Below are 22,249 nucleotides of genomic sequence, written 5' to 3'. Positions count from 1 at the left end.
TCCACCTTTCATTTTTTACTATCTGTAGGAATAACTGTTTGCGTTAATTGATACATTTGATCAGATAATTCTTTAATTTTTTCACGTAAAATAAAAATACATTCTTCTATATTAGACTTTTGCATCACCACATCTTCTGCAAAACATCTACATGTTGGTGCCCCGCATGAACCACAATCAATATGTGGCAATCTATTGTATAAAAGCTCTATTTCTGTCATTTTTTCTAATGCCCTATTTACATCTTGGTCTAATGTAAAAACAAGACGTGGTGTTAAGTCCTTTTCAAATAAATAAGGAATGCTCTGAAGTAATTGTATTTGATACTTAGATAAAACTTCTCTCGTATCTTTTTCTTCTTCATCAATCCACTTTTTAAGTGTATTTCTACTCATAAAAGCATTTTCAATATTTAAAACACCTCCTAAACACCCTCCAGTACAAGCTAATGCTTCAATATAAGTTACATGATTTAAACTGCCGTCTTCCACCTTCTCCAATATGGCAATGACATTATCCAAACCATCAACTGCAATATGATTTTTAATACGTTTTTCATCAATTCCACCAGTTTGCATAGCCCAAGCAATTCCTGCTGCCCCACTTTGCCTTTTAGCTCCCTTATAACTAGGATGACTTAATATATTTAAAATAGGTTTATATAAACTTTGAATAGCAAATACACCATCCACTGACGACTTTTCAATACCCTTAGGGCGATGAAGCTCTGTTGCCTTAGCAGGACACGGTGAAATAAAAAACACACCAACTTGTGACTCATCAATTTTTCTCAATTTATACTGCGTTTTAATAAATCTTGCCGCTAGTTCCATTGGTGAAATAATCGGAAGTACCTGCTGCATAAGTGATGGGAATCGTCTTTGAATAAGTCTAATAATTACAGGACAAGATGACGAAATCATAGGAAAATACTTTGCAGATTCTAAATAATCACCTATATACTTTGTAATCATTTCACTGGCTGTAGCCACTTCAAACACTTCTGTAAAACCTATTTCATATAAAGCATTCAAGATAGCCGTAATATTGGGAGCTTTAGGAAACTGTCCATATAGAGAAGGTGCCGGTAATACTACTTTATATTTAAACTGATTCATTAAACTAAGTTCATCTGTTACAGCTTGCTTTGCCCCATTTCTACAAATACGAATACAGTTGCCACAATCAATACAGCGTTCTTCTATAATGGTTGCTTTTGATCCTCTTACACGAATAGCTTCTGTCGGACACCTCTTAATACAATCTGTGCACCCTATGCATCTAGCTTTATCTAAGGTTACTGAATGACTTTGCACCTTTTCACCTCCTATTTAAGTAATACTTCAATGTACACCATTGTCCCCTCTCCACATTTAGATGTAATCTTTAATGTATCACTATATCTTTTAATATTAGGAAGCCCCATACCCGCTCCAAATCCTAATTCTCTAATTTGAGCAGATGCCGTTGAATAACCCTCTTGCATAGCTAAATCAATATCCGGTATCCCAAGTCCTCTGTCTTTTAATGTAATTTCTATCTTTTCTCCGGTTAAAGTTACATCAATCTCTCCACCCTTGCCATGAATCACCATATTCATTTCAGCTTCATACATTGCAATGGCAACCTTACGTATATATTCTGTGCTTATTCCAAGTTGCTTTAATATGCGTTTTACAGCTGCTGAAGCTTCTCCAGCACGTAAAAAATCTTCTCCCTCCACTTCATAGTGTAACCGCATCTAGCTTCCACCCTTTTCCCCAAGCCCTTTGCTATACAACTTACCACATGCAACATAAAGTGGCTGATTTGTAGAAAGCAAGCAGATTTGTTTTTCCTCAGCTAATTTTTTCATATCTTCTGTAGGAACCTTTCCCCTCACAAACACAATCCCCTTTATATCTAGCATTTCTGCTGTACGAATTACTTGTAAATTCACAAGTCCTGTTAAAAGCAAAATATGGTCACTGGCAAAGGCAAGTACATCACTCATTAAATCACACCCACAGGCTGCAGAAACTTCTGCCTCTAATAATGCTTCTCCTGTATGCGACTGAGCTTTTAATATTTTCTGAACCTGTTTAAGCTTCATTCTGAGACCTCCTCTCTATAATACTTCATACCTAGTAAAACAACTTCAAATAAACCCGTTAAAGAATCTACTGATATTTCCCCCTATTACCTTCATACCAATTTTAGTATCTACTGCTAATATATCTTGTGGAAGCTTCCCAAATAATAATAAGCCCCATAAGTGGGATAATAATTCTCACTTTCCAAGTCTACAGCTATAATTCCTAATGCCTCTAATAATGTTCTATTTTCATTAATTGTACCTTACAGATGTTCCATATGCATTTTAATCATGTCTTCATCTAAATCTTCAAGCCTACTACTTCTACAAGGCACATTTTCAAAACTTAACATACCATATTGCTGTAGCATAGTAGCAATTTCATGACGTGTTGCTCTGCCAGTTGTAGAACCTTTTCGAATATAAAAAGCTCCTGCCATAAGCATTTGATATGATACCTGCATACTTCACTAAACTGTAATAATTCCTAATTTCTTCCCTTCATAAGAAATAACATCAAAAGCAATAGTCACAGGCGGCATACTTCGATTTGCTATAATTTGTTGAATACGTTCTTCAATATTTTCAGATAAATCTTCAATGCCCACTATTTCTCTTACATCAAAAATTATGTATCTTCTCCCACCATGCGTATTAACCATAGCAATAATATCTTTTACAAGTTCTTTCTTCTCCGAATCTAGTTCAATGGACAACTTAAGCTTAAAATCCAATTTAAGGCTTTCATCCTGCGTTACCAAATGCCTTACTTTATTTATATTCATCTTTCTCTCCTGTATGTCCATTTAACTTAATCTATTATCATTTTTAACTTTTTTTAACATATACTGTAATAAGTTTATTTTTGATTTCTAGGAGGTATGTATGTCCAAAAAAAATAAAGCAAATGAATCCTATTTACGGTTATTTCATATTGCATGCTTCACACCTTCCATAGATATTTATGTTGATTATAAAAAATATTATAAGGCAATATTGTATGAAGACTTTACCCAATATATGCTTATTTCTCAAGGAGAGCATATTATTACCCTCACCTTACATGATGACTTAACCCCTATTTATGAACGCAATATCTCACTAAGTCCTTATAAAATTTATACGCTTATCTTTCTAACAGATCCTAAACATAATGATAAGACTACACTCTATCTTATAGAAGATATTCAGCGTAGTATCCCACCCCACCATTGCATGTGCCGCCTTGGTCACTTTAACTATGCCACCCCTCTTCTAGATTTTTATTTTACTGATAGTACAAAAAAAGATACTTATAAAAAAGTATCTTGTTATGAAATGACTCCTTATTTTCCACTGCTTATTAATACCTATTCTTTAAACACCACTATTAATCTTACCCAAAAAAGCTTTATCACTTTAAAAAACTTAGAACTTAAATTAGATCGTTTTTATACTTTTTATATTATCGGAAATGAAAAAAAGGAGACACCACCACAGATTCTCTTATCTATTGATGGTAACTCCTATTTACGTTTTATAAAACCAGAAGTAGAAAGCTAACTATTTGTCTTTCTTACGTGATTTACCTTTAAAAACAAATGACTTACTTCCTGATTTTTTAGCTTGTTTTGTTTGATGATTAGTTGCTTTTTTACCTTTATTCTTTGCTGGCACTTTAGTTGCTGGCTTTTTATTTTCTTTAACTGATTTAGTTTTTTGATTCACTACTTCTTTTGAAGTTTTTTTACTTTCCTTACCTTTTTTAACTTCCTTTTTACGGACTGAATAACCAAAGGTTCCCAAAGGCTCTCCTAAAGTAAGATATGTGCCATGTGAATAAGCAATTAAATCACTATCATTTAAATGGAATTTTCCTTTTTCATCCATAAAGTCTTCATTTACATACACATTTAATACTTTAGCAATAAACATATCATGTGACCCTAATTCCTTAATTTCAGTTACTTCACATACAATGCTTACTGGACTTTCTCCAATCATAGGACACTTTGTATCTTCATCCCAAATAGGCGTTAAAGACATCTTCTTAAACTTATCTACATCTTGTCCACTTTTTACGCCACAATAATCTGTAGCAAAAACTAAATCCCTTGTCGTAAGATTGATTACAAAATATCCACTCTCTTTAATCATATTATATGAAAAACGAGATTTTCTAAGTGAAATATATGTCATAGCTGGATTTGTACAAATTGTTCCAGTCCATCCTACTGTTACAATATTAGTATGCTCTAAATCTCCGCAACTTACCATAGCTGCTGGAAGTGGATAGAGCATGTTGCCTGCTTTCCACTTTTGCTTTTTAATCTCATTCATTCTTTAAATCCTTTCAATATATTACTCATTATTAATATGGCACCATCATCTTAAATTATGTGGCTATATAAAATCCAATAAGCCAGCCAATAAAGTTTACTGTCATATGCACGATTATTGTACATTGTAACTTGTTGCTTTTTGCTTTTATGATGCCAAACAAACATCCCATTATAACAGCATAAATCTTTTGAAGCGCCAATGCATGTAAACTACCAAACAATAATGCCTGAGTTGTTATGGCAATAGGTGTACTAAATTCAGAACGCATTAAACTTTGAACCTTTCCTCTAAATATATACTCTTCTAAAATAGGTGCTACAAATACAATGACAGTAAAACTTAAAATAGGTTCATACCCTGTAAACATTTCACTAATAGCTGTATAACCCGGGAAATACGGCAATAAAATCATATTAATAACAATACACGCCAAATATACTAAAATGCCTATACCACTAAATTTTAAAACTTCGCTGAATTTAAGGTCCCATTCTTTGATTTCAAAATGTCTATATTTATAATCAATACCAAGTACTACACTTAAACATATTATTTGAGCACATAAATTCATAAAATACCGATGTTCTTCATAAATGCTATTATATGCTTCTTTACCAAATATGAAATAAACTCCATTTACTATAAGTATTTGGCTTCCTATAAACCATAAAACTAATAAAATCACATAGCTTACGACTAGTATCTTCCTATTACATTTCAAGGCTTTCCCTCCTTGTATTTAAGAAATAAAAAAGACCTACTTTTCAGTAGGTCTTTTCATTATTGTTGTTCTGGTTTTTCAACTAACACTTTATGTGATAAATTAATACGACCTTGTTTGTCAATTTCAATAACTTTAACTTCGATTGAATCACCAATATTTACAACATCTTCCACTTTTGCTACACGTTCATGTGCAAGTTGAGAAATATGCACAAGTCCTTCTTTACCTGGTGCGATTTCTACAAAAGCACCAAAGTTCATAAGACGAACTACTTTTCCTGTAAATACTTGACCTTCTTCTACAGGTTTTGCAATACCCTCAATCATTTTAATAGCTTGTTGTGCTTTTTCTGCATCAACACCGCAAATGAATACACGTCCATCATCTTCAATATCAATTTTAACGCCAGTTTCTTCAATAATGCGGTTAATCATTTTACCTTTTGGTCCAATTACCTCACTAATTTTCTCTGGGTCAATTGTGATTTGTGTAATAACTGGTGCATATGGTGATAAGTGATCACGCACAGTTGGAATAGCTTTTAACATGATATCATCAATGATATGGTAACGAGCTTTTCTTGTATTTTCTAAAGCACCTTTAATAATTTCTGGTGTTAACCCTTGAATCTTCATATCCATTTGGATAGCCGTAATACCTTTGTGTGTACCACCTACTTTAAAGTCCATATCTCCGAAGAAGTCTTCAAGACCTTGGATATCTGTAAGAAGTACGAAATCATCATCAGTTTCACCTGTTACAAGACCTACTGAGATACCAGCAACTGGAGCTGTAATAGGTACACCTGCAGCCATAAGTGCAAGAGTAGAACCGCAAATACTAGCTTGTGATGTAGAACCATTTGAGCTAAGTACTTCTGATACTGTACGAATAGCATATGGGAATTCTGATTCTGATGGAAGTACTGGTACAAGTGCACGTTCTGCTAAAGCACCGTGACCAATTTCACGACGTCCTGGTGCACGTGGTGCACGCGCTTCACCTACTGAATATGGAGGGAAGTTGTAGTGGTGCATATAACGTTTAGATACTTCTAATTCATCTAATCCATCAAGTACTTGCATTTCTGATAATGCAGCAAGTGTTGCTACTGTAAGTACTTGTGTTTGTCCTCTTGTGAAAAGACCTGTACCATGTGCTCTAGGAAGTAAATCTACTTCTGCTGCAAGGTGTCTAATTTCCTCAAGTTTACGACCATCTGGACGTTTATGGTCTTTTAAGATCATTTTACGTACAGTTTTCTTTTCAAATTGATAAAAAGCATCTTCTAAGTACTCAAGGTAATCTTCTTTACCAGCTTCAGTTAATTTTTCAATTACCATATCTTTAAGTACTTTAAGTTGTTTTTCTCTTGTTTGTTTATCATCAGTAAATACTGCATTTTCCATCTCTTCACTACCAATATATGAAGTGATTTCAGCATAAATTTCATCTGGTACAGCAAATTTTACGTAATCTGCATCTTTTTCTTTACCACAATCATCTTTAATAGATTGAAGGAAAGTTACAACTTGTTGGTTGAATTCATGTGCTTTCATAATTGCATCATACATAAGGTCATCTGCAACTTCATTTGCACCAGCTTCAATCATCATTACTTTATCTTTTGTAGAAGATACTGTTAATGCTAAATCTGATTTTTGACGTTCAGCTTGATTTGGATTGAATACAAGTTTCCCATCTACTAACCCAACTTGTACAGACCCTACTGGACCTGCAAATGGAATATCAGAAATATCTACAACAAGTGATGCCGCAATCATAGCTGTTACTTCTGGACTGCAATCTTGATCTACTGAAAGTACAGTTGTTGTAATAACAACATCATTTCTATAATCTTTTGGGAATAATGGACGCATTGGACGGTCAATTACCCTTGATGTTAAAATCGCTTTTTCAGATGGTCTTGACTCACGTTTAATGAAACCACCTGGAATACGTCCTACTGCATAGAACTTCTCTTCATAGTTTACACTAAGTGGGAAGAAATCTACTCCCTCCTTAGGTTCTTCACTTGCAACTACAGTTGCAAGAATAACTGTATCACCATAACTTACCATAGCTGATGCATTAGCAAGTTCTGCTACTTTTCCAATTTCTACTGAAAGCTTTCTTCCAGCTAACATGGTTGAATAATTTTTTACCATATACATTTCTCCTTTCAAGTAATCACTGTAAGAAGTAAGAAGAGAAACTTTTGTTGCGCAATCTTATAGTTCGCCTAAATCGCCTTTTATACTCTCATTATCTTTAAGCAAATTATAACATTGCACACAAAAACATCATTCCTCATCTTCTTACAAGCTTATTTTCAGATTGTTATTAAAAATATGTAAAGTATTTTCAATACTTTAATATATCGAATTCTTTAGAAACTTTACAAAAAAGGGCGGAATACTCCACCCTTTTTAAAATTATTTTCTGATTCCAAGTTGAGCAATGATTGCACGGTATCTTTCGATATCTGTTTTGATTAAGTAGTCAAGAAGACCTCTTCTTTTACCAACCATCATTAATAAACCACGACGTGAGTGGTGATCTTTTTTGTGTGTTCTTAAGTGATCTGTTAAGTGATTAATTCTTTCTGTTAATAAAGCAATTTGTACTTCTGGAGAACCAGTATCTTGTGCTTTTCTACCATATTGAGCAATAAGTTCTTGTTTACGTTCTTTTGTCATTGTCATGACCTCCTAAAATTTAAATATATATGCCATTTACTAAGATACGGTCGGAGCGTCCAATATCTGAGTAATGGTCGTCAACGTAGATTAGTATAACATAACTCCTCTTATTTTGCAAACACCTTTATTATGAATTAAATATTCTTTTTACTGTAAGAGAATCTTTTACAATTTGTTGTTGCAAAGCCTCTAAATTGGTGAACTTTTGTTCTTCTCTTATCTCATGATAAAATCTTATTTCTACAGTTTCACCATAGATATCCTTATTGAAATCAAATATATGTGTTTCAATCATTTTTTTGTTGCCATTCACTGTAGGATTATATCCTATATTAGTCATTCCCAAATATTCTTCATTATATACAGTCACTTTTGTTGCATACACACCATTTGGTGGATATACGCGATCTGGATCTGCTATTAAATTAATTGTTGGGAAACCAATTGTACGTCCAAGCTGTTTTCCTGCCATAACATTACCTACTATCGTATAAGGATGTCCTAACATTTCATTAGCGAATTCTATGTTGCCCTCAACAATTAAATTTCTAATTGTTGAGCTTGAAATCATTTGATTCTCATTTTTCACAGCAGATACTACAAATACCTCAATATCATGTTTTGTACCTAGTACTTTTAAATACTCTGGATTTCCTGCTTTATTTTTACCAAAATAGTAATTTTCGCCTACAACTAATACCTTAGCTTTTAATTGCTTAACTAAAATTTCTTCAAAAAACTCATCTGGAGAAACACTTGCAAACGCCTTTGTAAAAGGATATTCAATAAGTGTATTCATCCCTAAACTTTTTATAATTTGTTTCTTGTCCCTACGTGATGTGATTAATGGTTTTGGGTGATTTCCAATAACCCAACTTGGATGAGGATAAAAAGAAAAACAATTGTTTTAAGATTTTTTGCCTCTCCCTGCTGCATTGCAACCTGCAATAATTTCTGATGCCCTCTATGTACACCATCGAAATTTCCTAAAACCACTACACTATTTTCACTTTGATTTACATCACGCGTGCCATAAATATATTCCATCCTCATACCTCTCAAACTATTTTCATACTGTTTTTTCTAATATAGCATGTTTTTTTATTTATTAAAAGGTTATTTCTCCATATAACTTTTCAAAATTCTTTACAACTATATTGTTATACTTTATATAAATGGGTAGGTTCTTATTTATAAACCTACCCATTTATATTCTTAAATTAATTAAGAAAGAAACATTCTTTCCACTTGTAAACACTTCTTTGCTTCATCCCATTTATAAAGTGCAATAAAACTTCCTTTTGTATCATAAATGCGTATAAAATCTTTTTTATAACTTTCATCAAATTTCTCTACAGCATGTAATTTTAAAGCATTACCATTATAAAGTAATTTTTCTAAAGACGCTTTAATTGTACACTTTGGCAAATTCTTAAAGATTTCTTCTAGTCCTTCAATATGCTCTGTGATTTGCTCTTTTACAGCTTCTAATTCTGATAATTTTAAGCTGTCTTCCAATTCATAATGACCTACTTTTGTACGAAGTAAAGTTCCCATATGTGCCCCACAGCCTAATTTTTCACCAATATCAGTACAGAGTGTACGAATATAAGTTCCTTTTGAACAATGCACACGTATTTTAAAGCGATTTTTATGAAGTGTTTCTACGATTTCACAATTATAAATTGTAACTTGACGTTTTGGTCGTTCAACTACAATTCCTTTTCGAGCTAGTTCGTATAATCTTACACCATTTACTTTAATGGCTGAGTACATTGGTGGTATTTGTTCATAAGTACCAATAAAACTTTTTACTACTTCTTCAACTTGTTCTTTTGTTACATTCACAGGACGTGTTTCTAAAATCTCCCCTGTTGCATCTTCTGTTGTTGTTGTTACACCTAAAATCACTTCTGCTTCATAACATTTATCAGCATCTGTTAAATAAGGTACTACTTTTGTTGCAGGTCCAATACAAAGTGGTAATACGCCTTCTGCTTCTGGATCTAATGTGCCTGTATGCCCTACACGACGTTCTCTTAAAATCCCTCTTACTTTAGCAACTACATCATGAGAAGTATAGCCGCATTCTTTATATACATTAATAATTCCATTTAACATACGTTATCCTTTCTAAAAATAACTTCAAAATTAAAAGGCTGCTAAAAGCAGCCCCTTAATTTCATTTATTTATTCATAACATCTGAAATCATTTTAGACATTTGCATACCACGTTCAATAGATTCATCTAATCTAAATAAAAATTCAGGTGTATTTCTAAGATTAATACGGCGTGCTACTTCTCTACGGATATAACCTTGAGCTTTTGTTAAAGCTGCCATTACATCTTGTTTTTTATTATCTTGAAGTACACTGATATAAACTTTAGCAGTTTTTAAGTCATTTGTTGTATCAACTGCTACAACACTAATCATTGTATCCTGTACAGCTGGATCCTTAATTTCAGTACGTATAATCTCTGCAATCTCTCTTCTGATTTCTTCGTTAATTCTAGTTAATCTTTGACTTGCCATTTTTATCACTCCTCATTTTTAAGCTACATCATTTGTAGTTTAAAACTATCTTGGAACCTCTTCCATGATGAATGCTTCTACATTATCGCCTTCTTTGATGTCGTTGTATTTCTCGAACATAACACCACATTCATATCCTGTATTTACTTCTTTTGCATCATCTTTGAAACGTTTAAGTGAAGTAAGGTTTCCTTCGTATACTACAATACCATCACGCACGATACGTACGCCAGCATTTCTTACAATTTTACCATCTAATACGTAAGCACCACCAACAGTACCAAGTCCTGATACTTTAAATGTTTGACGAATTTCTGCATGACCTACTACTTTTTCAACATATTCAGGATCAAGCATACCTTTCATCGCTAATTTAATATCTTCAATCGCATTGTAAATTACACGGTATAAACGTACGTCTACTTCTTCACGATCAGCAATAGCTTTAACAGCAGATTCTGGTCTTACGTTGAAACCAATAATGATAGCCCCTGACGCTGAAGCTAATTGTACGTCAGATTCTGTAATTGTACCAACACCACCGTGAATTGTACGGATACGTACTTCTTCATTACTTAATTTTTCTAAGCTTTGTTTTACAGCTTCTACTGAACCTTGAACGTCAGCTTTAATAATGATGTTAAGTTCTTTCATTTTACCTTCTTGGATTTGAGAGAATAAATCATCAAGAGATACTTTGTTTGGTGTTTGACCAATCATTTGTACTCTACCTTGTGCACGAATTTGTTCTGCAACTTGACGAGCTTGTTTATCATTTTTAGCTACATAAAATAATTCTCCACCTGTTGGTACTTCTGAAAGACCAAGGATTTCTACTGGTGTACTTGGAAGTGCTTTTTTAACATTTCTACCTTTATCATCAATCATCGCACGTACACGACCATATGCGCTACCTGCAACGATTGGATCACCAACTTGAAGTGTACCAGATTGTACAAGTACTGTAGCTACTGGACCACGACCTTTGTCAAGTTGTGCTTCAATAATTGTTCCTCTTGCTTTACGTCTTGGATTAGCTTTAAGATCACCCATTTCAGCAACAAGAAGTACCATTTCAAGAAGTGTATCAATACCTTCACCTTTAAGCGCTGATACTGGTACACAGATGATATCTCCACCCCAATCTTCTACAAGAAGTCCTTGGTCTGCAAGTTCTTGTTTTACGCGGTCTGGATTTGCACCTGGTTTATCAATTTTGTTCATTGCAACAATGATTTGTACATTAGCTGCACGTGCGTGGTTAATCGCTTCGATTGTTTGTGGCATAACACCGTCATCAGCAGCAACTACAAGAATTGCAATATCTGTAACTTGAGCCCCTCTTAAACGCATTGCTGTGAAAGCTTCGTGTCCTGGTGTATCTAAGAAAGTAATTTTTTCACCTTTTATGCTAATTTGTGAAGCACCAATATGTTGTGTAATACCACCTGCTTCTTTAGCTGTAACGTGTGTTGAACGAATTGCATCAAGTAATGATGTTTTACCATGGTCAACGTGTCCCATTACAACTACTACTGGTGGGCGTTTTTCTAAATCTTTTTCTTCATCTATGATTTCCCCAAAGATTTCTTCCATTAAGTCTTTTTCTTCTTCAACTTCTGTAAGTACATCAAATTCTTCAGCAAGTTCTGTTGCTGTATCAAAGTCGATTTCTTGATTCATTGTGGCAAGTTTGCCTCTTTTCATTAATCTTTTAATAAGTTCTGTTGCTGTTACGTCTAACTTATCAGCTAATTCTTTAAGTGTAAGACTAGCTGGGATTTGGATTATTTTAATTTCATCTTCATTTGTTTCTGGTTGATTATTCTTATTTTCTATCATATCGCTCTCTTTACCTTGTTTTTTTTGTAATTTTTTTTGGGTTGGCTTTGTTGTCACTGCCGCAATTTCTGTATTAGTCTCTTTAGTAACTTCTTTATAGTAATTCATAACTAGATTTGCTTCTTCATCCTCTAAAGTACTCATATGACTATGTACTTCAAAGCCATACTTAGCTAACATATCCATAATTTCTTTACTGGTAATATTAAGTTTCTGGGCAACTTCATACACTCTTACTTTAGACATACCTCCACCTCCAAATGTGATTACTTACTTAAGCCAATTAACTCCTCAATTTTCTTGGCAAAGTTTTCATTTACTATCGCAATAACTGCGCGTGGGTTCTTACCTACTCTGTCACCAATTGCTTCTTTAGTGCCCCATGTCACACATGGTATACCGCGGTAACTTGTTTTATTATTAAATAACTTTTTAGTGTTATTTGATGCATCTGTAGCAACAATTACTAAATGAGCTGTTTTACTAAGCACAGCTTCTTTTGCTGCGAATTCACCTGTCACTAGCTTACCAGCTTTTTGACATAAACTTAGCATTTGATAAATTCTACTGTCCATCATAAGCCTCAAACTCTTTTCTCAATTCGCTGTAAATTGATTTATCTACTGCCATCTTAAAAGATCTTTCTAATCCTTTATTCTTTTCAGCCTTGTTTAAGCACTCAATATCTTTACAAATATAAGCCCCTCTACCTGGCTTCTTTCCATGAAAGTCAAGTGAAAAATTTCCTTCTTGATTTCTTACAATACGAATCATATCTTTTTTATTTTTCATTTCGTTACAACCTGTACATTTACGCAAAGGAATCTTTCTTATTTTCATAGGCTATTACTCCTCTACAACTTTAGCTTCTTCTACTTCATCAGCAACTTCAAGAGCTGTTTCATTTTGAAGTGCTTCTAATTCTTCAGGTTTTACACTTTTAATGTCAATTTTCCAGCCTGCAAGTTTTGCAGCAAGTCTTACATTTTGTCCACCTTTACCAATAGCAAGTGTTAAGATGTTTTCTGGAACGATAACTTTTGCATTTCTTTCGTTTTCTGTTTCTTCAAGTTCTACACTAAGTACTTTAGCTGGGCTAAGTGCTTCCTTGATAAATTCTTTTGGATCTTCGTTCCAGTGTACAACGTCAATTTTTTCACCGTTTAATTCTTGAACGATGTTATTGATACGTTTACCTTTTTCACCTACACAAGCACCTACTGGATCTACTAATGGAGCATTTGAGTAAACTGCAATTTTTGTACGAGAACCAGCTTCTCTTGCAATACTTTTAATAACAACAGTACCATCTTTGATTTCTACTACTTCTTGCTCGAAAAGTCTTTTTACAAGTTCTGGATGTGTACGTGAAACAATAACTTGTGCACCTGCATTTCTATTCTTACCTTCAGCTTTACCTTCATTTTTATTGAAGTCTTTTACTGCTAAAAGATAGAATGATTTATATTCACCAATACCACCATTAGCTTCCATTTGTGCATCGAAGTTATCATTTGGCATAGCTTCTGATGTTGGAAGTGATGCTTCTGTGAAATCTAATTGTACAATATAACCATTTTTTTCTTTTCTTAAAACTTTGCCTTTAATGATATCATTTAATTTAACGCTATATTGTTCGTAAACCATTTGTCTTTCGGCTTCTTTAATTTTTTGAATAACTACTTGTTTTGCATTTTGTGCTGCAATACGACCGAAGTTTTTAGGTGTAATTTCTACATCGATAACATCATCTAACTCTACCATAGAGTTAATTGCTCTAGCATCTGCTAAATCAATTTCTAAAAGTTCATTGTCTACCCAACCATCTTCTACAACTGTTTTAGAAGCATATACTTTTACATCACCTGTTTTTTCATCAATGTTAATTTTAAGATTTTGTTTACCATTTGTACTTACACCAAAGTGTTTTTTGCAAGCTACTTCGATTGATTGCTTAATTGCATCAATAAGCTTCTCCTTGTTAATTCCTTTAGACGCCGCAATTTGCTCAATTGCCATAATAAATTCCTGATTCATTTTAATCCTCCTCCAAGTTTGTGCTTTATTCAAGCTTATGTTTATTACCCATGTTACGTATCATGTATTAGAACATGATTGCAAGTCTAACCTGTGCTACATTTTTAAGATTAATAGCTAAGCGTGTGCCTTCATCATCTAAGATAAGTTCATCTGCTGTTTTTTCTACAAGCTCTGCTGTAAGATGTTTTTGTTTATTGATTGCTTCATAAAGTTTAACATCTACCATACGACCTTTGTATTTTTCATACTCACGTTCTCTTTTTAAGATACGATCAAGTCCTGGCGAACTTACTTCTAATATATAAGCATCTCTAATAATATCTTTTTCATCAAGTACTTCTTCAATTGCACGACTTGTAAGTCTGCAATCCTCAATATTGATGCCACCTTCTTTATCGATATATATTCTTAAATAATAGTCTGGTCCTTCTTTAACGTATTCTACATCAACGAGTTCATAGTTAAGTTCAGCAAGAATTGGTTCTAAGTAACCTTCTACTGTTTCTACTAGTTGTTTTTTATTCATGCTTTTCATCCTTTCATACAATATAGTTTGACTTAAACTAAATTATATATACATCTAAACAATACGAAAGAGTGGGTAAAAACCCACTCTTTCTCAAACGTTCATGATTATAATTATGAATTATACTACTAATAAGTAAAAAAAGCAAGTCTCTTAGTAAATATCTCTTACTTCTTTTAAATTTCAGCAATTTCTTGCATTAACGCATCAAATAACTCTTCCTCTTTGACTTTTTTTACAATTTGACCTTTTTTAAAGATTAAGCCTTCACCACGTCCACCGGCAATACCAATATCAGCTTCTCTTGCTTCACCAGGACCATTTACTACACATCCCATAACAGCAATCTTAATATCTTTTTTAAGTGCTTTAGTAGCTTCTTCCACTTTTTTAGCAAGTTCAATAAGATTTACTTCTGTACGACCACAAGTTGGACATGAAATAATCTCTGGCCCAAATTTCCTAAGCTGTAATGCTTGAAGCACATTTTGTGCACATGCAATTTCTTCTACAGGATCATCTGATAAAGAAATGCGAATTGTATCTCCTATACCCCTTGATAAAATTGCACCAAGACCTACTGAAGATTTAATTGTTCCTTTGTAAAGTGTTCCTGATTCTGTAATCCCAACATGTAGAGGATAATCAAACTCTTCTGCAAATGTTGTATATGTTTCAATTGCAAGTGGTACATTAGAAGCCTTTAAAGAAACTACAATATCTCTAAAATCAAGCTTTTCTAATATTTCAATATGTTTTCTTGCACTCTCTACCATAGCTCTTGCATTCACACCACCACAAGCTTCCATGACACTTTTTTCTACTGAACCAGAGTTCACACCAATACGGATTGGAATATTATAAGCTTTTGCTTTTTCAACAACTGCAATAACTCTTTCTTCACTGCCAATATTCCCTGGATTAATACGTAATTTATTAACTCCGTTTTCAATTGCCATAAGTGCTAAACGATAGTCAAAATGAATATCTGCTACAAGTGGCACATGAATACGTGGTACAATCTTTTCAATTGCTTTAGCTGCTGTTTCATTTGGTACAGCAACTCGCACCATTTCACAGCCAGCTTCTTCTAATACTAAAATCTGCGCTACAGTAGCATCTACATCTTCAGTCTTTGTATTTGCCATAGACTGAATAATGATTGGATTACCACCACCTATTATTAAATCTTTAACTTTTACTGCACGTGTATTTTCTCTTGTATAAAAACTCATCGTCCAATTCCCATCCTTATTAAATCATTATATAAAACTACAACTGTTAATAACATTAAGAGCACCATTCCTATAAAGTGAACAGCGCCTTCTTTTTCGGCAGATACAGCTTTACCACGAATCATTTCAATAATAATAAACACTAAACGTCCACCATCTAACGCTGGAAATGGCAATAAATTAAATATTCCTAAGTTAGCAGATAAGATTGCACCTACATAAAGTAAATCTATAACTGCATATCCTAATCCACCTATCCGAACACTTTGATCCCATTGCTTGGATGTTTGATCAACAACTCCTACAATTCCAGCCATTTGATCCATACCTACCTCACCTGTCAAAAGTTGAATTAAACTACGCCAAATCATCTCTACTGTACGAACCATGAGGACAAATCCACTTTCAAGGTTATATAAAATATTAAAATGATTCTGTGTAACTGTAAATCCAAAACGTGCTACACCATCTTCTTGTTTTTTAGTGTTAAGTGCAATAGCTTCTTCTTTACCATCTACATGCTTAATTACTAGATTATACGTTGCTTCTTCTTTACTTAATGCGTTAGATAAATCTGCAAGCTTCTTAACCTTTTCCCCATTAATAGCTGTAATTTTATCTCCTACTTGAAGTCCAGCCTCTACTGCTGGCATATTTTCTTGTAATGTTGCAATTTCATTTGTATTACATCCTATATATCCCACTACAATACTCATTAAAATCCAAGCTAAAATAAAGTTCATCACAGCACCGGCTACTACAATTAAAAACTTCTGCCATGGCTTTTTGGAACTCATTGCCTTTGGATTGTCACTTGATCCTACTTCTTCTTCCATACTACAAAACCCGCCTATAGGAAGCAGACGAATAGAATATAGTGTCTCACCTTTTTGAACAGACCATACTTTAGGCCCCATTCCCATAGCAAACTCATGTACTAATACACCATTTTTCTTTGCCATAATGAAATGACCCCACTCATGAATAATTACAACACATGCAAATATTAAGATAAGCATCAATACAAATATGACTTTATCTAGCATTTACCTACCTTCTCTCCACTACATTTCCTTGCCCAAGCATCGCTCTCTAAAATCTGCTCTAAAGTTGGACTACTTATACATATGTGTTCCTCCATCACGTTATGTATAATTTGTGGTATTTGCATAAAACTAATTTTTCCATTTAGGAATGCTTCTACAACAACTTCATTAGCTGCATTTAAAACAGCAGGCATTGTTCCACCTACTTTAAGTGCATCATAAGCATATTGTAAACAAGGGAAGACATCTTTTCTAGGATATTCAAAAGATAGATTTTTAATTTCTGCAAGCTTTAATTTTGCAATGCAGTCTAAATGTGTACGTTCTGGATAATAAAGTGCATAGCCAATAGGATGTCTCATATCAGGCATACCGAGTTGTGCAATTGTTGACCCGTCTACATACTCAACCATAGAATGCACAATGCTTTCTTTATGAACAACAACATCAATTTGTTCAGGCGCCACATTAAATAGATGTTTTGCTTCAATAACCTCTAGTCCTTTATTCATTAAAGTCGCTGAATCAATTGTTATTTTACTTCCCATCTTCCAATTCGGATGATTAAGTGCTTGCTGCACTGTTACATTTTCTAACTGCTCTTTTGTATATTCTCTAAAAGGTCCACCTGAAGCTGTTAAAACAACTTGCTCAACTGCTTTATGTTTATTACCTCTTAAACATTGAAATACTGCTGAATGTTCACTATCAACTGGTAAAATTGCCACACCATTTTCTTTTGCAAGCTTCATTACAAGTTCTCCTGCTGTTACAAGTGTCTCTTTATTTGCAAGTGCAATTGTTTTTTTAGCTTCTATTGCACGAATTGTAGGTAAAAGCCCAATCATACCTACTACTGCCGTAACAATTATTTCAACTTCTTCTAATGTTGCAACTTTAATAAGTCCTTCTACCCTGTTACAATTTCTATTTCATATTCTTTTCCACTTAAACGTGCTCTTAGCTCCTCAGCTTTTTCTTCTTTCATTACACATACAAGGCGTGGTCTAAATTCTTTAATTTGTGCTTCTAATAAATCAATATTATTATTTGCACTTAAACCTACAACCTCCATATTAGTATCTTGTCTTACAATGTCTAAAGTCTGTGTACCTATAGAACCTGTTGATCCTAAAATAGCAATTCTCTTTTGCATTCTAAAAGCTCCTATCCAATAATTTTTTCTGCCACTTCAACTGCTAAATAAATCATAGGTGCAACAAATAAGATACTATCAAATCGATCTAAAATGCCCCCATGACCTGGTAATAAATTCCCAAAATCTTTTTTACTATATTTTCTTTTGATTGCTGATGCTGCTAAATCCCCAAATTGTGAAATCAGAGCAGCAATGACTACTGCAGAAACTACTAATGCCATATAGTCTACTAATATATTATATCTATAATGTGTATAAATTATGGTATAGATAAATCCAAGTACACCAGCACCTATCATTCCACCTATACTACCCTCTATTGTCTTTTTAGGGCTTAAAACAGGTGCCAACTTATGTTTTCCTAATGCACGTCCTGTAAAATAGGCAAACGTATCAGATCCCCATGAACTCAAAAAAATAAGCCAAATCCAAAAATTACCATATTGTGTTTTTCTAATAAGGACTATAAAAGCAAAAAGTATAGGAATATATAATACACCCATTATTGTTAATGCTACATCTACAATCTCATATTTAGGATAACATATAATCATTATGAGTAATGTAGCTAATACTAAAAGGCTTAAAAATATGTCAAAATAATTTTGTATCAAATCTAACCCTAAAAAATAAATAATCGTTGCACCATATCCAATATATTTCATTGGCTTATGTGTCTCTTCAACTACACGATAGAATTCAAAAATTCCAATTAAACTAATTCCTAACATTGTAAGCTGAAGTATAGGATTTCCCAATAAAATAAGCCCTACTACAATAGGCAGTCCTATTACCGCTGTTAATATTCTTGTACCCACAGTTTTTCCTCCTATTCACTCTTGCCAAATCTTCTTTTACGTGTATTATATACTTCTAATGCCTTATCAAATTCTTCTTTTGTAAAATCAGGCCATAAACAATCAGTAAAGTAAAATTCTGAGTAAGCTAACTGCCATGGTAAAAAATTACTTGTACGTTCTTCACCACTTGTGCGAATCATTAAGTCAGGGTCTGGCATATGTGATGTATCTAAATAACCACTAATTAATTCTTCTGTAATAGCTTCTACTGTTATTTTCCCATCTTTAGCATCTTGTGCAATTTTTTGCAGTGCACGCTTTACTTCATCACGTCCACCATAATTAAAAGCCATGTTAAAGCAAATTCCAGTTTTATCCTTTGTAATTTCTTTAAGCTGATTTATCTTTTCTTTTATATCTTCTGGAATATTGGCAGATTTTAAGTCTCCAATTACATTAAAACGTAGATTTTTTTTCCCAGCTGTTTTAATATTATTATCAAGATAACGCCTAAAAAGTCCCATTAATCCATTTACCTCTGATTCAGGTCTACGCCAGTTTTCAGTTGAAAATGCATATACAGTTAGGTATTTAATTCCTTTCTCTTCTGCATAATCAATAATATCTTCTAATGCCTTTACTCCTCTACGATGTCCCTCATTACGTGGCAAGAAACGTTTTTTTGCCCATCTTCCATTGCCATCCATAATAATCGCAATATGTTCTGGTAAATTTGTAATTGTCATATTTTATTTCCTCCTATATTAAAAAACTCCTCTTAAAGAGGAGCTTTATACTATACAGATAAAATGTCTCTGTTTTTAGCTTCAACAATTTTATCGATTTCATCTACAAATTTATCTGTCATTTTTTGAACATCTTTATCAGCAACTTCTTGTTCATCTTTGCTAATTGCATTATCTTTTTCCATTTTTTTAATTGCATCCATAGCATCACGACGGATATTTCTGATAGCTACTTTAGAAGCTTCACCTTTTTTCTTAATATCTTTTGTAAGATCTCTACGACGTTCTTCTGTAAGTTCTGGAAATACTAAACGAATTACTTTTCCATCATTAGTTGGGTTAATTCCAAGGTCTGATTCATTAATTGCTTTTTCAATAGCTTTTAATACTGTTGCATCCCATGGCTGAATTTGTAAAATACGGGCTTCCGGAACACTTACATTACCTACTTGTTGAATAGGCGTTGGTGAACCATAGTATTCTACTGTAATACGATCTAATACATGTGGATTTGCACGACCTGCACGAATTGTTGCTAAATCTGCTTTTAAAGCAGCAATTGTTTTATCCATTTTTTCTTCAAATCTTTTTAATGTTTCTTTCACTCTAATATCCTCCTTAAATTACCCTTCTATATAAATAGTTGTACCTATTTCTTCACCTTCTGAAACTCTTATAATGCTATTGTCTGCACCTAAGTCAAATACAATAATAGGCAATTTTTGCTCTATACAAAGCGTAGCAGCTGCTGCATCAATCGCTTTTAAATCTTGACGCAACATATCTTGACAAGAAATGCGTGTATATTTCTTAGCTTCTTTATTCACTTTAGGGTCACTATCATATACCCCATCAATATTTTTTGCAAATAATAATGCATCTGCTTCAATTTCACATCCACGAAGCACAGCGCCTGTATCTGTTGAAAAGAATGGATGACCTGTTCCACCTGCAAAGAATACAATTTTGCCTTGTGTCATATGCTCTAAAGCTTTATCTTTAGAGAAAAGTTCTGTCATACTACCTAATACAAATGGTGTTTGCACAACACTACCAATTCCTTCTGCACGACATACATCTGCAACGTAAATAGCATTCATAACAGTTGCAAGCATACCAATTTGATCTGCTTTTGTACGATCATATCACCTGATGTACGCCCTCTCCAGAAATTTCCACCTCCAATAACTACAGCTACTTCTGTACCATTTTTAGCGATTTGTTTAAGTTGTTTTACAACACTTACAATGATTTCATGGTCAAAACCTCTTTGTGTTGCTCCTGCTAAAGCCTCACCACTTAATTTTACTAATACACGTTTATGTTTCATTGTCTTCTCCTTTCTGCTACCACTACTCTATCATAAAAAATTGCTAATTTCTAGATATATTTTACGTTAATTTTTAAGGAAAATGTTATTTTTCACCTAACTATAATCTTATACTATTAAAATATCAGATATTCCATTTCTATAACAAATATAAAGTTAAAAAATACCATTTTCCTGATTCATAAAAAAGGGGACACTCGAGTGCCCCCTTATAATTTTCCAGTAATTTATAAATTAACCTTGGATTTGTTTTGCTACTTCTTCAGCGAAGTTTTCTTCTTTTTTCTCGATACCTTCACCAGTTTCGAAACGAACGAAACCTTTAATAGCATCTGCACTTCCAAGTTCAGCAGCTACGTATTTACCAACTGTAAAATCTGGGTCTTTTACGTATTCTTGCTCTAATAAACAAATTTCTTTAAGTTGTTTATTAAGTCTACCGATAACCATTTTTTCAATAATGTTTTCTGGTTTACCTGGATTTTCGTTAAGTGCTTGGTGCATTAAAATTTCTTTTTCGTGGTTTTTCTTTTCTTCAGAAACATCTGCTGTAGATACGAATTCTGGGTTAACAGCAGCTACTTGCATAGCTACGTTTCTTCCTACTTCATGAGCTTTTTCACCTTCTGCAGCAACTTCTACTAAAGCAACGATTTTTCCACCACCGTGTGTGTAAGCTGCGATAGTACCTTCTGTTGATACTTTTTGGAAACGACGAATTGTTAAGTTTTCACCGATTGTTGCAATTTTTTCTGTTAATACATCACCAACAGTTTTAGATGCATCTTCTGGCCAAGCTAACGCCTTTAATGCTTCAACATCAACTACATCGTTGTTAAGAACGATATTTGCTACTTCATTTACGAATGATACGAATTGATCATTTTTAGCAACGAAGTCTGTTTCTGAGTTAATTTCTACGATAGCAGCTGTTTTACCATCAGCAGAAATAACTTCTTTTACAAGACCTTCTGCAGCAATACGGTCAGCTTTTTTAGCAGCTTTTGCTAAACCATTTTCACGTAAATACTCGATGGCTTTTTCCATATCACCATCTACAGCATTTAATGCTTTTTTGCAGTCCATCATACCTGCTTGTGTTCTTTCACGTAATTCTTTTACCATAGCAGCTGTAATTGCCATTGTTAGTTCCCTCCAATAATCTATAA

At 33.5% G+C, this 22,249-nt stretch carries 23 protein-coding genes and 3 pseudogenes; 1 reads left to right on the top strand and 25 read right to left on the bottom strand.

Going from position 1 to position 22,249, the window contains the following annotated elements; translation table 11 throughout:
- Positions 1–8: 8 nt before the first annotated feature.
- The 5 genes from JCM14822_RS00635 to JCM14822_RS00615 form a co-directional block, all read right to left on the bottom strand.
- Positions 9–1,316: a [Fe-Fe] hydrogenase large subunit C-terminal domain-containing protein gene (locus tag JCM14822_RS00635; protein WP_054738716.1), complete on the bottom strand. Its 1,308-nt coding sequence runs from the start codon at positions 1,314–1,316 to the stop codon at positions 9–11.
- A gap of 11 nt (positions 1,317–1,327) precedes the next feature.
- On the bottom strand, positions 1,328–1,741 hold the full coding sequence (locus tag JCM14822_RS00630) for an ATP-binding protein (RefSeq protein ID WP_054738714.1): 414 nt from the start codon (positions 1,739–1,741) through the stop codon (positions 1,328–1,330).
- Entirely contained in the window at positions 1,742–2,092 is a 351-nt protein-coding gene (locus tag JCM14822_RS00625; protein ID WP_054738712.1) for a hypothetical protein, read from the bottom strand.
- Between the two features lie 245 nt (positions 2,093–2,337).
- Positions 2,338–2,520: a hypothetical protein gene (locus tag JCM14822_RS00620; protein WP_172674738.1), complete on the bottom strand. Its 183-nt coding sequence runs from the start codon at positions 2,518–2,520 to the stop codon at positions 2,338–2,340.
- 24 nt (positions 2,521–2,544) lie between these two features.
- Positions 2,545–2,859, bottom strand: a complete 315-nt coding sequence (locus tag JCM14822_RS00615; RefSeq protein ID WP_054738707.1) for an AlbA family DNA-binding domain-containing protein — start codon at positions 2,857–2,859, stop codon at positions 2,545–2,547.
- A gap of 100 nt (positions 2,860–2,959) precedes the next feature.
- Between JCM14822_RS00615 and JCM14822_RS00610 the strand changes: the two genes are divergently transcribed.
- The gene (locus JCM14822_RS00610) at positions 2,960–3,616 is read left to right on the top strand and encodes a DUF4397 domain-containing protein (protein ID WP_054738705.1); all 657 of its coding nucleotides are present in this window, start codon (positions 2,960–2,962) and stop codon (positions 3,614–3,616) included.
- Here the strand turns inward: JCM14822_RS00610 and JCM14822_RS00605 are convergent, their stop codons facing one another.
- From JCM14822_RS00605 to tsf, 20 genes and pseudogenes are all read right to left on the bottom strand, one after another.
- A complete protein-coding gene (locus JCM14822_RS00605) occupies positions 3,617–4,393 on the bottom strand; it encodes a flavin reductase (RefSeq protein ID WP_330377200.1) in 777 nt (258 codons plus the stop codon).
- Between the two features lie 55 nt (positions 4,394–4,448).
- A complete protein-coding gene (locus JCM14822_RS00600; protein WP_054738703.1) occupies positions 4,449–5,117 on the bottom strand; it encodes a CPBP family intramembrane glutamic endopeptidase in 669 nt (222 codons plus the stop codon).
- A 59-nt stretch (positions 5,118–5,176) separates the two neighbouring features.
- On the bottom strand, positions 5,177–7,288 hold the full coding sequence (locus tag JCM14822_RS00595; protein WP_054738701.1) for a polyribonucleotide nucleotidyltransferase: 2,112 nt from the start codon (positions 7,286–7,288) through the stop codon (positions 5,177–5,179).
- A 267-nt stretch (positions 7,289–7,555) separates the two neighbouring features.
- Positions 7,556–7,819 carry a 30S ribosomal protein S15 gene (rpsO, locus tag JCM14822_RS00590; protein ID WP_083461192.1) on the bottom strand — a complete coding sequence of 88 codons (264 nt, stop codon included), beginning with the start codon at positions 7,817–7,819 and terminating at the stop codon, positions 7,556–7,558.
- 133 nt (positions 7,820–7,952) lie between these two features.
- Positions 7,953–8,809: pseudogene (locus tag JCM14822_RS00585) on the bottom strand (hypothetical protein); the annotation flags it as partial.
- Between the two features lie 237 nt (positions 8,810–9,046).
- Positions 9,047–9,943 (bottom strand): tRNA pseudouridine(55) synthase TruB, encoded by an 897-nt coding sequence (gene truB / locus JCM14822_RS00575; RefSeq protein WP_054738692.1) that lies wholly within the window; start codon positions 9,941–9,943, stop codon positions 9,047–9,049.
- Positions 9,944–10,008: 65 nt separating this feature from the next.
- Complete coding sequence (rbfA, locus tag JCM14822_RS00570; protein WP_157047565.1) at positions 10,009–10,356, bottom strand: 30S ribosome-binding factor RbfA; 348 nt, start codon at positions 10,354–10,356, stop codon at positions 10,009–10,011.
- A gap of 45 nt (positions 10,357–10,401) precedes the next feature.
- Positions 10,402–12,444, bottom strand: coding sequence for a translation initiation factor IF-2 (gene infB / locus JCM14822_RS00565; RefSeq protein ID WP_054738691.1), 2,043 nt, complete (start codon positions 12,442–12,444; stop codon positions 10,402–10,404).
- A gap of 20 nt (positions 12,445–12,464) precedes the next feature.
- Positions 12,465–12,773: a L7Ae/L30e/S12e/Gadd45 family ribosomal protein gene (locus JCM14822_RS00560; protein WP_054738689.1), complete on the bottom strand. Its 309-nt coding sequence runs from the start codon at positions 12,771–12,773 to the stop codon at positions 12,465–12,467.
- The gene (gene rnpM, locus JCM14822_RS00555) at positions 12,763–13,038 is read right to left on the bottom strand and encodes an RNase P modulator RnpM (protein ID WP_054738688.1); all 276 of its coding nucleotides are present in this window, start codon (positions 13,036–13,038) and stop codon (positions 12,763–12,765) included. Before rnpM ends, JCM14822_RS00560 begins: the two co-directional genes overlap by 11 nt.
- A gap of 6 nt (positions 13,039–13,044) precedes the next feature.
- Positions 13,045–14,235: a transcription termination factor NusA gene (gene nusA, locus JCM14822_RS00550; RefSeq protein ID WP_054738686.1), complete on the bottom strand. Its 1,191-nt coding sequence runs from the start codon at positions 14,233–14,235 to the stop codon at positions 13,045–13,047.
- 67 nt (positions 14,236–14,302) lie between these two features.
- A complete protein-coding gene (locus JCM14822_RS00545) occupies positions 14,303–14,764 on the bottom strand; it encodes a ribosome maturation factor RimP (protein ID WP_054738684.1) in 462 nt (153 codons plus the stop codon).
- A 176-nt stretch (positions 14,765–14,940) separates the two neighbouring features.
- Positions 14,941–15,999, bottom strand: coding sequence for a flavodoxin-dependent (E)-4-hydroxy-3-methylbut-2-enyl-diphosphate synthase (gene ispG / locus JCM14822_RS00540; protein ID WP_054738682.1), 1,059 nt, complete (start codon positions 15,997–15,999; stop codon positions 14,941–14,943).
- Positions 15,996–17,045 (bottom strand): M50 family metallopeptidase, encoded by a 1,050-nt coding sequence (locus tag JCM14822_RS00535; RefSeq protein WP_054738680.1) that lies wholly within the window; start codon positions 17,043–17,045, stop codon positions 15,996–15,998. Before JCM14822_RS00535 ends, ispG begins: the two co-directional genes overlap by 4 nt.
- Positions 17,039–18,201, bottom strand: a pseudogene (locus JCM14822_RS00530) (1-deoxy-D-xylulose-5-phosphate reductoisomerase). Before JCM14822_RS00530 ends, JCM14822_RS00535 begins: the two are co-directional and overlap by 7 nt.
- An 11-nt stretch (positions 18,202–18,212) precedes the next feature.
- Positions 18,213–19,022 (bottom strand): phosphatidate cytidylyltransferase, encoded by an 810-nt coding sequence (locus tag JCM14822_RS00525; protein WP_054738677.1) that lies wholly within the window; start codon positions 19,020–19,022, stop codon positions 18,213–18,215.
- A gap of 11 nt (positions 19,023–19,033) precedes the next feature.
- Positions 19,034–19,750 carry an isoprenyl transferase gene (locus JCM14822_RS00520; RefSeq protein WP_054738674.1) on the bottom strand — a complete coding sequence of 239 codons (717 nt, stop codon included), beginning with the start codon at positions 19,748–19,750 and terminating at the stop codon, positions 19,034–19,036.
- Positions 19,751–19,800: 50 nt separating this feature from the next.
- Positions 19,801–20,355, bottom strand: a complete 555-nt coding sequence (gene frr, locus JCM14822_RS00515; RefSeq protein WP_054738672.1) for a ribosome recycling factor — start codon at positions 20,353–20,355, stop codon at positions 19,801–19,803.
- A gap of 18 nt (positions 20,356–20,373) precedes the next feature.
- A pseudogene (gene pyrH / locus JCM14822_RS00510) lies at positions 20,374–21,080 on the bottom strand (UMP kinase).
- A 234-nt stretch (positions 21,081–21,314) separates the two neighbouring features.
- Positions 21,315–22,223 carry a translation elongation factor Ts gene (gene tsf, locus JCM14822_RS00505; protein ID WP_054738670.1) on the bottom strand — a complete coding sequence of 303 codons (909 nt, stop codon included), beginning with the start codon at positions 22,221–22,223 and terminating at the stop codon, positions 21,315–21,317.
- Between the last annotated feature and the right edge of the window lie 26 nt (positions 22,224–22,249).

Origin of the sequence: Cellulosilyticum ruminicola JCM 14822, from assembly GCF_001311925.1 — a bacterium.
In the GTDB taxonomy this organism is placed as follows: domain Bacteria; phylum Bacillota; class Clostridia; order Lachnospirales; family Cellulosilyticaceae; genus Cellulosilyticum; species Cellulosilyticum ruminicola.
This window is presented reverse-complemented; position numbering and strand designations above follow the sequence as displayed.

Bases quoted from the DNA above. Each gene is read 5' to 3' on its own strand.
- JCM14822_RS00595 (WP_054738701.1), bottom strand. From the start codon at position 7,288: ATGGTAAAAAATTATTCAACCATGTTAGCTGGAAGAAAGCTTTCAGTA.
- nusA (WP_054738686.1), bottom strand. From the start codon at position 14,235: ATGAATCAGGAATTTATTATGGCAATTGAGCAAATTGCGGCGTCTAAA.
- ispG (WP_054738682.1), bottom strand. From the start codon at position 15,999: ATGAGTTTTTATACAAGAGAAAATACACGTGCAGTAAAAGTTAAAGAT.
- rnpM (WP_054738688.1), bottom strand. From the start codon at position 13,038: ATGAAAATAAGAAAGATTCCTTTGCGTAAATGTACAGGTTGTAACGAA.
- JCM14822_RS00625 (WP_054738712.1), bottom strand. From the start codon at position 2,092: ATGAAGCTTAAACAGGTTCAGAAAATATTAAAAGCTCAGTCGCATACA.
- rpsO (WP_083461192.1), bottom strand. From the start codon at position 7,819: ATGACAAAAGAACGTAAACAAGAACTTATTGCTCAATATGGTAGAAAA.
- tsf (WP_054738670.1), bottom strand. From the start codon at position 22,223: ATGGCAATTACAGCTGCTATGGTAAAAGAATTACGTGAAAGAACACAA.
- JCM14822_RS00560 (WP_054738689.1), bottom strand. From the start codon at position 12,773: ATGGACAGTAGAATTTATCAAATGCTAAGTTTATGTCAAAAAGCTGGT.
- JCM14822_RS00630 (WP_054738714.1), bottom strand. From the start codon at position 1,741: ATGCGGTTACACTATGAAGTGGAGGGAGAAGATTTTTTACGTGCTGGA.
- JCM14822_RS00520 (WP_054738674.1), bottom strand. From the start codon at position 19,750: ATGACAATTACAAATTTACCAGAACATATTGCGATTATTATGGATGGC.
- JCM14822_RS00620 (WP_172674738.1), bottom strand. From the start codon at position 2,520: ATGCTTATGGCAGGAGCTTTTTATATTCGAAAAGGTTCTACAACTGGC.
- truB (WP_054738692.1), bottom strand. From the start codon at position 9,943: ATGTTAAATGGAATTATTAATGTATATAAAGAATGCGGCTATACTTCT.
- JCM14822_RS00545 (WP_054738684.1), bottom strand. From the start codon at position 14,764: ATGAATAAAAAACAACTAGTAGAAACAGTAGAAGGTTACTTAGAACCA.
- JCM14822_RS00535 (WP_054738680.1), bottom strand. From the start codon at position 17,045: ATGCTAGATAAAGTCATATTTGTATTGATGCTTATCTTAATATTTGCA.
- JCM14822_RS00610 (WP_054738705.1), top strand. From the start codon at position 2,960: ATGTCCAAAAAAAATAAAGCAAATGAATCCTATTTACGGTTATTTCAT.
- rbfA (WP_157047565.1), bottom strand. From the start codon at position 10,356: ATGGCAAGTCAAAGATTAACTAGAATTAACGAAGAAATCAGAAGAGAG.
- JCM14822_RS00605 (WP_330377200.1), bottom strand. From the start codon at position 4,393: ATGAATGAGATTAAAAAGCAAAAGTGGAAAGCAGGCAACATGCTCTAT.
- infB (WP_054738691.1), bottom strand. From the start codon at position 12,444: ATGTCTAAAGTAAGAGTGTATGAAGTTGCCCAGAAACTTAATATTACC.
- JCM14822_RS00615 (WP_054738707.1), bottom strand. From the start codon at position 2,859: ATGAATATAAATAAAGTAAGGCATTTGGTAACGCAGGATGAAAGCCTT.